This window comes from Methyloglobulus sp. (assembly GCF_046714055.1).
Classification (GTDB): domain Bacteria; phylum Pseudomonadota; class Gammaproteobacteria; order Methylococcales; family Methylomonadaceae; genus Methyloglobulus.
In genome coordinates this window covers 1-9,623 of record NZ_JBKKBJ010000296.1, presented here as the reverse complement: position 1 = coordinate 9,623, position 9,623 = coordinate 1, and the positions used below count along the sequence as shown (strand labels likewise).

Below are 9,623 nucleotides of genomic sequence, written 5' to 3'. Positions count from 1 at the left end.
CCCAAAGCGCGGCACGTCATCGGCAAAGCCCATACGGTGGCAATTGGGCGTGACGACAGCGACACCCGACACCATCTTGGCCGGATGACACGGCGCACCAAAGTGGTCGCCCATTGCGAAGGCCTGTCCAATGCAACCATCAAGCTTTGGATTTAGCTAACGCAACCCCATGTATTCCTGGCTTATCAAGAAAAGACATTATCTATCTTTAGGTAAATACTCTCAATAACTTTAGCAACAACAGATATAAAAAAACTGGCAATGCCGGTTTTTTTATATCTGTTGTATGGTTACTTATTGAGACTCAGGTCTATCAACCAACTCCACATAAGCCATAGGCGCATCATCACCTGGCCTGAAACCACACTTCATGATTCTAAGGTAGCCACCGGGACGAGTTTTATAACGTGGCCCCAACTCATTAAATAATTTAGTTACCATATCGCGGTCACGCAATCTTGCAAAAGCAATACGTCTTTTGGCCACGCTATCTTCTTTCGATAAGGTAATCAAGGGTTCGGCAAAACCCCGCAATTCTTTTGCTTTTGGTAATGTCGTTTTGATCAACTCATGTTTGAACAATGAGTTAGCCATATTACTAAATAGAGCCTTTCTATGGCTACTATTCATATTAAGTTGTCTACCGCTTTTACGATGTCTCATGGTTAAACCTATATTTAGTGCGTTATTGAGTGGGTTTGGTCAGCGAGGCTTTCTGGCGGCCAGTTATCTAAACGCATACCCAAGGACAACCCTTTCAAAGCCAGGATGTCTTTTATTTCTGTCAGTGATTTTTTGCCAAGATTAGGGGTCTTCAATAACTCAACTTCAGTGCGCTGAATCAAATCGCCAATGTAAAATATATTTTCCGCTTTTAAGCAATTTGCTGAACGTACCGTCAACTCAAGGTCATCAACAGGCCGCAACAATACCGGATCAATATCATTCTCAATAACAGGGGCATCCTCAACTTGTGGATGGACTACCCGTTCGAAATCGACGAATACTGATAACTGGTCATGCAGTATCGTTGCCGCCAATTTTATGGTTTGCTCTGGATCAACGGTGCCATTGGTTTCCAGTTCAATAATCAGCTTATCTAAATTAGTCCGTTGCTCTACACGCATGCTCTCAACATAATATGCAACTTTAGCAATAGGGCTATAAGAAGCATCTAGATGTAAAGCACCAACTACAGGAACATAGTCCGAATTTGCCTTGCGGACACTAAATGGTTCATAGCCTCTACCACGGCGAACCCTGATTTTCATGTTTAAAACACCGGATTGGGTTAAATTAGCAATAACCAAATCTGGGTTTATGATTTCTACATCATGCGGCAATGAAATATCAGCAGCAGTAACACTACCTTCTCCATTCTTTGTCAGCGCCAGTTCAACTTCGTCCCTTGAATGAAGCACTACTGCCAATTTTTTTAAGTTCAATAAAATATCAATGACATCTTCTTGAACCCCTTCGATAGTCGTGTACTCGTGTTGGACACCTTCAATCTCGATATCTGTTACGGCACACCCTGGGATGGTAGAAAGTAACACCCTTCTCAGGGCATTACCCAAAGAATGTCCAAAACCTCTTTCCAAAGGTTCGATGACTATCCTGGAATGATTAGGTGTTTTGCTTACAACTTCAACTAACCGAGGCTTTAACAAGCCAGCAAAAGAATTCTGCATGTATCTTCCTCAGAACCGCAATTATTTAGAGTATAATTCTACGACCAACTGTTCGTTGATATCGCTACCCAGATCGACACGATCCGGTAAAGAATTAAATGTCCCCGTCATGGTTTTTGGATTAACTTCAACCCAAGCAGGAAAACCGTATTGTTCAGCCACAACTAACGCATCAACAATCCGTTGCTGTTTTTTCGCTTTTTCCCTAACTGACAACATATCGCCAACTGACAGTTGATACGAGGGTATATTAATTAACGCGCCGTTAACTTGTATAGACTTGTGGCTAACCAACTGTCTTGCTTCAGCTCTCGTGGCGGCAAAACCCATACGATAGACGACGTTGTCCAGTCTTGATTCGAGCATGTTCAACAGATTTTCGCCTGTTGCGCCTTTTTTCATATCGGCAGATTTATAGTAATTCCTGAATTGCTTTTCTAAAATGCCATAAATTCTGCGCAAACGCTGTTTAGCCCTTAACTGGAGCGCATAATCAGAGTTTCTGTTCCGTTTTGTACCGTGTTGACCAGGCCTTTGGTCAAGCTTACATTTACCCTCTAAAGATTTACCCCTGCTCTTTAAAAAAAGGTCAGTTCCTTCTCTTCTACTTAATTTACAAGTGGGGCCAAGATATCTTGCCATTTATACAGATCCTTAATTACACGCGGCGTTTCTTAGGTGGACGGCAACCATTGTGGGGAATAGGCGTCACATCTATGATGTTGTTAATTTTGAACCCTAAATTATTCAAGGAGCGTACGGCTGACTCACGTCCAGGGCCTGGGCCTTTAATCAGCACATCAAGATTTTTCATGCCAAATTCTAACGCGATGGTACCAGCTTTCTCAGCAGCTACCTGGGCAGCAAATGGGGTGCTTTTTCTGGAGCCACGGAAACCGGAGCCTCCCGATGTCGCCCACGACAATGCATTACCTTTTCTATCTGTAATCGTTATGATGGTATTGTTGAATGAAGCATGGACATGAACGATGCCATCTGCCACTTCCTTTTTTACCCGTTTTCTTGTACGTGCTGGACTTGCCATTAATCAGACCTTATTGCTATCTTATTTTTTAATAGGTTTGCGCGGCCCTTTACGGGTACGTGCGTTTGTTCTGGTGCGCTGACCTCTTAAAGGTAAACCGCGTCTGTGCCTAATTCCGCGATAGCAGCCCAGATCCATCAAGCGTTTGATATTCATGGACACTTCACGGCGCAGGTCGCCTTCAACCGTCATTTTGGACACTACACTACGAATAGACTCTAACTGATCTTCAGTCAGGTCTTTTATCTTTATAGACGGCAAAATGCCGACTTTACCGCAAATCTCGCTTGCTGTCTGACGGCCAATACCATAAATCGAGGTTAACGCGATCCCCGCATGTTTATGTTCTGGTATGTTTATCCCGGCAATACGTGCCATCTAGTACTCCCCTGATAGGATTCTAAAGTTAACCTAAAATTCTAGCATTATTGCAATATTACGGCAATAACTGCCTCTATCCTTGACGTTGTTTATGTCTTCCATCTACGCAGATAATCCTGACAACACCGCTTCTTTTGACAACTTTGCAGTTTCTGCAAATTTTTTTGACTGAGGCACGTACTTTCACAACTAACTCCTATTATATTTCATTCATCTCATAATTTATTTTTTCAGATTTGCTTTTTTCATCAACCCTTCATACTGCTGGGACATTAGATGAGTCTGCATCTGTGAAATAAAATCCATCACAACCACGACGATAATGAGTAAGGATGTTCCGCCAAAATAAAATGGAACATTCCAGTAAACAATTAGAAACTCAGGCAACAGGCAAACTAGAGTGATATAGATAGCGCCTATCAAAGTCAGGCGCGTCATCACTTTGTCTATATATGAACTTGTCTGTATACCAGGTCTAATCCCCGGCAGAAATGCGCCAGATTTTTTCAGGTTTTCCGCAGTTTCCTTTGAATTAAAGACCAACGCTGTGTAGAAAAAACAAAAGAAAATAATGGCGGTTGCATAGAACATAACATACACGGGCTGGCCTGGAGACAACATGGTCGCAATATCCTGTAGCCATGTGAAGCCATCGGTATTGCCAAACCAACCGGCAATGGTCGCAGGAAATAAAATAATGCTGGAAGCAAAAATAGGTGGGATAACCCCTGCCATGTTTAACTTCAAAGGTAAAAAGCTCGTCTGCCCGGCATACATTTTTCGGCCTTGTTGCCTTTTTGGATAATTAATAAGAATGCGTCTTTGGCCTCTTTCGACAAAAACCACTAGCGCAGTAACCAATATTGCCAACAAGAACAAGAGAATGATAAATCCACCGTTCATCTCACCGGTTCTTGCGAGTTCCAAAGTCCCGCCAATAGCTTTTGGCAGTCCAGAAACGATACCAGCAAAAATAATCAAGGAGATACCATTACCAATCCCGCGCTCGGTTACCTGTTCACCCAACCACATCAGGAAAACTGTGCCGGTCACCAAGGTTATCGTCGTAATAACGATAAAACTAATTCCGGGGCTCAATACTACTGACAAGCCGCCAGCCGTCTGATTCTGTAGTGCCAAAGATATTCCAATAGCTTGGAAAGTGGCCAATACGACCGTGCCGTACCTTGTATACTGCGAAATCTTTTTTCTTCCGGATTCGCCTTCTTTTTTCAGTTGTTCCATGGCTGGAATGACAACCGTCATCAACTGCATGATGATTGAAGCCGAGATGTAAGGCATAATGCCGAGAGCGAAGAGACTTAAGCGCATCAAGGCACCACCGGAGAACATATTGAACATATCGAGTATAGAACCACCCTGTTGCTCAAACATCACCTGTAGCGCCTTTGGATCTATTCCAGGCACAGGTATATGGGCACCAATCCTATAAACAACAAACGCGCCAAATACGAAAAGCAGCCTGGCATTTAACTCGGAAAAACCACCTGGTTTGTAGTTTAACGCAGTTTTTGGCGTGCTCACTTAGAACTCGACCTTGCCACCAGCCGCTTCTATCGCAAGCTTTGCGCCACTCGTCGCATTAACACCTTTGAGTGTGACTGATCTTTTTATTTCGCCGGACTTGATGACTTTCGCTTTCTTCGTAAAAGCAGGGACTATGTTATTTTCGACCAATACGCCAATATCAACGATATCCACATCAAGTTTATCTAATTCACTCAGCCTCACTTCTGCCGAATACTTGGCCGATCTTGACCGAAAACCAATTTTAGGTAAACGGCGTTGCAAAGGCATTTGACCACCCTCAAAGCCAACTTTGTGAAAACCGCCGCTTCGGGCTTTCTGACCTTTATGGCCTTTCCCGCAAGTCTTGCCTAAGGTGCAACCGATCCCCCTGCCAACTCTCCTGGCCTTTTTCCTCGATCCTTCGCTTGCTTGGATAGTGTTCAAAAACATTATTTTTCCTCGACTCTCAACATATAGGATATTTTTTTAATCATACCCTGGTTTTCCGTCGTGTTAAGAACCTCAACTGTCTGGTTGATCTTCCTCAAACCCAATCCTTTTAAACATGCTTGATGCACAGGCAACCTTCCGAATTTGCTTTTTGTCATCGTAACGCTTAACTTATTACTAGCCATTGCCCTATCCAATAATTTCTTCTACGGTCAAACCGCGTTTCGCCGCTATTTGACTTGCGTTATGCATTCCGGTCAGGCCATTGATGGTTGCCCTAACCACGTTAATCGGGTTATTTGTGCCTATGCACTTAGCCAGGACATTATGGACACCGACGACTTCAAACACTGCTCGCATCGCGCCACCGGCTATAATTCCAGTACCCTCAGATGCCGGCTGCATATAAACCTTAGCCGCGCCCGTCGTGTTCATAATCGGGTACTGCAAGGTATCGCCTTTCAATGAAACTTTACGCATATTCTTACGGGCTTGTTCTAGCGATTTCTGTATGGCTATGGGAACTTCCCTCGCTTTACTGACCCCGTAGCCAACACGGCCTTCACCATCGCCAACAACGGTAAGTGCAGCAAAACCGAATACACGACCGCCTTTCACAACCTTGGCAACGCGCCTAACGTTAACCAGTTTTTCTTGCAAACCATCTGTACTGCCTTGTGCAGGTGCTGTAGCCATTTTATTCTCCTAAAACTTTAATCCGGCTTCACGAGCAGCATCTGCTAAAGCCTTAACACGACCATGGTATTTAAAACCGGAACGGTCGAACGCAACTTCTGTAATGCCCACGGCAATGGTTTTTTGGGCGATATGCTTTCCAACTTCTGAGGCAGCGGTGATATTGCTTGTATTTTTCAATCCGCTTTTAATTTCTGATTGGTTGGTAGAAGCGCTAGCCAAGGTTGTTGTTCCATCCCCACTTATGACTTGTGCATAAATATGCTGGGATGTTTTGTGTATAGATAAGCGAATTGCTTTCAACTGCCTAATTTTGCAGCGCAATTTGGTCGCACGTTTTAACCGGGTATTTTTCTTATCCACAGCTGACCTACTTCTTCTTAGCTTCTTTTTTAGCCACATTCTCATCGGCGTATCTGACACCTTTGCCCTTATATGGTTCGGGTGGCCGATAAGCCCTAATCTTTGCAGCCACTTGGCCAACCTGCTGCTTGTCACTTCCTTTAACGACGATATCAGTTTGGGAAGGTGTTTCTATCGTAATTCCAGCCGGAACTTCAAAGTCAAATGGATGGGAGTAACCTAACGACAAACTAAGGACATTGCCTTTAGCTTGTGCCCTGTAACCAACGCCAATCAGGGCCAACTTCTTTTCGAAGCCATCAGATACCCCTATCACCATACTGTTGGCAATGGCCCGTGCTGTTCCAGCCTGGGCAATGGAGTCTTTGTTATCTTTGTCCCACTGCATCTGAATAACGTTATCAGAAACAGTTATTTCAACCGCTGGGTTAAAATCAAATGACAACTGGCCTTTACTCCCTTTGACGGTCATATTGTTGCCATTCAACTTGACATCAACACCTTTTGGGATTGTAACGGGTGCCTTAGCAATTCTTGACATAAAACGCCACCATTAACAAACTGTGCAAATAATTTCACCGCCATGACCTTTGGCTCTAGCAGCCCTGTCTGTCATAACGCCATTGGATGTTGAAACAATTGCAATACCTAGTCCGCCTAACACTTTCGGCAGATCATCTTTTGATTTATAGATACGCAATCCTGGCCTACTAATTCTATTGATTTTTTCAATCACAGGAACACCTTTGTGGTACTTCAAGTCAACGGTCATCTCGGTGTGGCTACCGGATGTTTCAGTGCTAAAATCGGTTATATAACCTTCATCTTTTAATACTTTAGCTATTGATAGCTTTAGTTTTGAGGAAGGTTGTTTTATATATTTTTTCCCAGCAGATTGGCCATTCCTGATCCGCGTCAACATATCTGCCACTGGGTCTGTCATACTCATTCTTTTGTCTCCAAACCGTTACTATCTCAAATTACCAACTTGCCTTAACAACACCAGGCACATCACCGCGCATGGTCGCTTCCCGTAATTTGTTTCTGCTAAGACCGAATTTGCGATAGTAACCATGTGGGCGACCGGTGATAGCACAGCGATTCCGTATTCTGGTTGCGCTTGAGTCCCTTGGCAATTTTTGTAGCTGTAAATGAGCAACTTCTTTTTGCTCATACGTCGCATTGGGATCCCTAATGATTTCCCTTATTGCTTTACGTTTTGTATCGTACTTCAGCACCAGCTTCTTACGCTTGTGTTCACGGGCAATCATAGATTTTTTGGCCATATCTAAATCTCAATTCTTAAACGGAAAATTAAAGAGCTTTAACAACGCCAAGCCTTCTTCATTAGTTTTCGCGGTCGTTGTAATGGTAATGTCCATACCACGTAGCGCATCTATCTTGTCATAATCAATTTCCGGGAAAATGATTTGCTCTTTAACGCCCATTGAATAATTGCCGCGCCCATCAAAACTTTTTGGGCTTAATCCCCTAAAATCGCGGATTCTGGGGATAGAGATATTAATAAGCCTATCAAGAAACTCATACATCCTTTGGCTACGCAAAGTTACCTTGCAACCTATCGGCATATCGTCCCGTATCTTAAAACCTGCAATTGATTTTCTTGCCAAGGTAATAACCGGCTTTTGTCCCGAAATTTTTTCCATATCGGCGACAGCGGATTGCAGTGTTTTCTTATCTGCAACAGCCTCTCCCACACCCATATTGAGGGTTATTTTGGTAACCCGTGGGGCTTGCATTACGGACTTATAGGAAAACTGTTTTACCAATTCTGGAAGAATGGTCTCTTTATAAACGGATTCTAGTCTAGCCATGATTTAATACACCTTACACATCAACAATTTCATTTGTTGACTTGAAATATCGAACTTTCCTTCCGTTTTCCAAGAACCTGAATCCGATACGATCCGCTTTTTTGGTCGTTGGATTGTAAAGGCCAACATTTGAGATATTAATCGGCATATCTTTGACAATAATGCCACCAGTTACCCCAGCGTTAGGATTTGGCTTTTGGTTTTTTTTAGCCTGATTGATTCCCTCAACCATGATTTTGTTGTCTTTCAAAACCTGGGTGACCCTGCCACTTTTGCCTTTATCTTTTCCGGTGCGAACAACGACATCATCATCTTTTCTAATCTTTTGCATGTAACTCTCCTATAACACTTCGGGAGCCAGGGAGATAATTTTCATGAACTTCTCACCCCTTAATTCGCGCGTTACCGGCCCAAAAATACGGGTTCCTAATGGCTGCAAGTTATTGTTAAGGATCACCGCCGCATTGCCATCAAAACGAATGACTGAACCATCCGCCCTGCGGACACCTTTACGGGTCCTAACAACCAGCGCGTTATAAACCTCTCCCTTTTTTACCCGTCCACGAGGAATTGCATCTTTTATACTGACTTTAATGATGTCACCAATACCGGCATAACGCCTATGCGAGCCTCCCAACACTTTGATACACATGACCCTCTTAGCGCCGCTATTATCGGCAACATCAAGGTTTGTTTGCATCTGAATCATGACTTTTTCCTAATTAACTGTAATTGACCGCAACACTTACCGGTTGGCGCTTTCCAAAATTGCAACCAATTTGAAGGTCTTATTTTTGGATAACGGCCTGCATGAAGTAATCGAAACCACATCGCCTTCTTGGCAAACATTTTGTTCATCATGCGCCATCATTTTGGTTGACCGTTTAATGTATTTGCCATAAACCGGATGCTTGACTACACGCTCAACCAATACCGTTATGGTTTTGTCCATTTTGTTACTGACAACCTTACCGGTTATTGTCCGCAGTTTGACTTCGTTTTCAGTCATTTTACGATCTCGCGATTTCGATGATGAGGGTATGGACTCGAGCGATGTCACGCCTTACTTTTTTGACCTGATCCGGCCTGGCAAGCTGTCCTGTCCCTTTTTGCATCTTCAGGTTGAATCTTTCCCTGGAAAGATCGATAAGCATAACGCCCAGTTCATCCTTGGTCTTCTTACGTAATTCTTTTGCCTTCATTACATTATCGTCCGAGCGGTGAAAAGTGTTTTCAATGGTAACTTAGCCGCCGCTAAGGTAAACGCCTCACGCGCCAACTCCTCAGAAACGCCTTGTATCTCGTACAACATGGTTCCAGGCCTAATTTGCGCAACCCAGTATTCTACACTACCTTTGCCTTTTCCCATACGAACTTCTAAAGGTTTTTTGGTGATTGGCTTATCAGGGAAAATTCGTATCCAAATCTTGCCGCCACGCTTGACGTGCCTGGTAATCGTCCTACGGGCAGATTCGATTTGCCGGGCAGTCAGCCTACCGCGACTGATTGACTTTAATCCATACTCGCCAAACTGACAGATGAGCCACGTACGGCAATACCGTTATTTCTACCTTTATGCTGTTTACGGAATTTTGTTCTTTTTGGTTGAAGCATTACTCTGTCCCTTTACTT

General features: G+C 43.5%; 19 protein-coding genes and 1 pseudogene. All 20 read right to left on the bottom strand.

Going from position 1 to position 9,623, the window contains the following annotated elements; genetic code table 11:
* Positions 1–294 precede the first annotated feature (294 nt).
* Entirely contained in the window at positions 295–663 is a 369-nt protein-coding gene (gene rplQ / locus ACLQ6D_RS18030) for a 50S ribosomal protein L17 (RefSeq protein WP_411728701.1), read from the bottom strand.
* A gap of 14 nt (positions 664–677) precedes the next feature.
* Entirely contained in the window at positions 678–1,691 is a 1,014-nt protein-coding gene (locus ACLQ6D_RS18025) for a DNA-directed RNA polymerase subunit alpha (RefSeq protein WP_411728700.1), read from the bottom strand.
* 21 nt (positions 1,692–1,712) lie between these two features.
* Positions 1,713–2,333, bottom strand: a complete 621-nt coding sequence (gene rpsD, locus ACLQ6D_RS18020; RefSeq protein ID WP_411728699.1) for a 30S ribosomal protein S4 — start codon at positions 2,331–2,333, stop codon at positions 1,713–1,715.
* A gap of 16 nt (positions 2,334–2,349) precedes the next feature.
* Positions 2,350–2,736 carry a 30S ribosomal protein S11 gene (gene rpsK, locus ACLQ6D_RS18015; RefSeq protein ID WP_411728698.1) on the bottom strand — a complete coding sequence of 129 codons (387 nt, stop codon included), beginning with the start codon at positions 2,734–2,736 and terminating at the stop codon, positions 2,350–2,352.
* A 21-nt stretch (positions 2,737–2,757) separates the two neighbouring features.
* A complete protein-coding gene (gene rpsM, locus ACLQ6D_RS18010; protein ID WP_411728697.1) occupies positions 2,758–3,114 on the bottom strand; it encodes a 30S ribosomal protein S13 in 357 nt (118 codons plus the stop codon).
* Positions 3,115–3,190: 76 nt separating this feature from the next.
* Complete coding sequence (rpmJ, locus tag ACLQ6D_RS18005; protein WP_411728696.1) at positions 3,191–3,304, bottom strand: 50S ribosomal protein L36; 114 nt, start codon at positions 3,302–3,304, stop codon at positions 3,191–3,193.
* A 35-nt stretch (positions 3,305–3,339) separates the two neighbouring features.
* Positions 3,340–4,662 carry a preprotein translocase subunit SecY gene (gene secY / locus ACLQ6D_RS18000; protein WP_411728695.1) on the bottom strand — a complete coding sequence of 441 codons (1,323 nt, stop codon included), beginning with the start codon at positions 4,660–4,662 and terminating at the stop codon, positions 3,340–3,342.
* Positions 4,663–5,097: a 50S ribosomal protein L15 gene (rplO, locus tag ACLQ6D_RS17995; protein ID WP_411728694.1), complete on the bottom strand. Its 435-nt coding sequence runs from the start codon at positions 5,095–5,097 to the stop codon at positions 4,663–4,665. It lies immediately after the preceding gene.
* Complete coding sequence (rpmD, locus tag ACLQ6D_RS17990) at positions 5,097–5,282, bottom strand: 50S ribosomal protein L30 (RefSeq protein ID WP_411728693.1); 186 nt, start codon at positions 5,280–5,282, stop codon at positions 5,097–5,099. The genes rplO and rpmD overlap by 1 nt, the downstream gene beginning before the upstream one ends.
* A 4-nt stretch (positions 5,283–5,286) precedes the next feature.
* Complete coding sequence (rpsE, locus tag ACLQ6D_RS17985; RefSeq protein ID WP_411728692.1) at positions 5,287–5,793, bottom strand: 30S ribosomal protein S5; 507 nt, start codon at positions 5,791–5,793, stop codon at positions 5,287–5,289.
* A 9-nt stretch (positions 5,794–5,802) separates the two neighbouring features.
* Positions 5,803–6,156 (bottom strand): 50S ribosomal protein L18, encoded by a 354-nt coding sequence (gene rplR / locus ACLQ6D_RS17980; RefSeq protein ID WP_411728691.1) that lies wholly within the window; start codon positions 6,154–6,156, stop codon positions 5,803–5,805.
* Between the two features lie 7 nt (positions 6,157–6,163).
* On the bottom strand, positions 6,164–6,697 hold the full coding sequence (gene rplF, locus ACLQ6D_RS17975) for a 50S ribosomal protein L6 (protein WP_411728690.1): 534 nt from the start codon (positions 6,695–6,697) through the stop codon (positions 6,164–6,166).
* 12 nt (positions 6,698–6,709) lie between these two features.
* Complete coding sequence (rpsH, locus tag ACLQ6D_RS17970) at positions 6,710–7,105, bottom strand: 30S ribosomal protein S8 (RefSeq protein WP_411728689.1); 396 nt, start codon at positions 7,103–7,105, stop codon at positions 6,710–6,712.
* A 31-nt stretch (positions 7,106–7,136) separates the two neighbouring features.
* The gene (gene rpsN / locus ACLQ6D_RS17965; RefSeq protein WP_411728688.1) at positions 7,137–7,442 is read right to left on the bottom strand and encodes a 30S ribosomal protein S14; all 306 of its coding nucleotides are present in this window, start codon (positions 7,440–7,442) and stop codon (positions 7,137–7,139) included.
* Between the two features lie 9 nt (positions 7,443–7,451).
* Positions 7,452–7,991, bottom strand: coding sequence for a 50S ribosomal protein L5 (gene rplE, locus ACLQ6D_RS17960; RefSeq protein ID WP_411728687.1), 540 nt, complete (start codon positions 7,989–7,991; stop codon positions 7,452–7,454).
* Positions 7,992–8,004: 13 nt separating this feature from the next.
* Complete coding sequence (gene rplX, locus ACLQ6D_RS17955; RefSeq protein WP_411728686.1) at positions 8,005–8,322, bottom strand: 50S ribosomal protein L24; 318 nt, start codon at positions 8,320–8,322, stop codon at positions 8,005–8,007.
* Positions 8,323–8,331: 9 nt separating this feature from the next.
* Positions 8,332–8,700: a 50S ribosomal protein L14 gene (gene rplN, locus ACLQ6D_RS17950; RefSeq protein WP_411728685.1), complete on the bottom strand. Its 369-nt coding sequence runs from the start codon at positions 8,698–8,700 to the stop codon at positions 8,332–8,334.
* Positions 8,701–8,736: 36 nt separating this feature from the next.
* Positions 8,737–9,000 (bottom strand): 30S ribosomal protein S17, encoded by a 264-nt coding sequence (gene rpsQ / locus ACLQ6D_RS17945; RefSeq protein ID WP_411728684.1) that lies wholly within the window; start codon positions 8,998–9,000, stop codon positions 8,737–8,739.
* A 1-nt stretch (position 9,001) separates the two neighbouring features.
* Entirely contained in the window at positions 9,002–9,193 is a 192-nt protein-coding gene (rpmC, locus tag ACLQ6D_RS17940) for a 50S ribosomal protein L29 (RefSeq protein WP_411728683.1), read from the bottom strand.
* Positions 9,193–9,605: pseudogene (gene rplP, locus ACLQ6D_RS17935) on the bottom strand (50S ribosomal protein L16). The gene rpmC and the pseudogene rplP overlap by 1 nt, the downstream one beginning before the upstream one ends.
* Positions 9,606–9,623 lie beyond the last annotated feature (18 nt).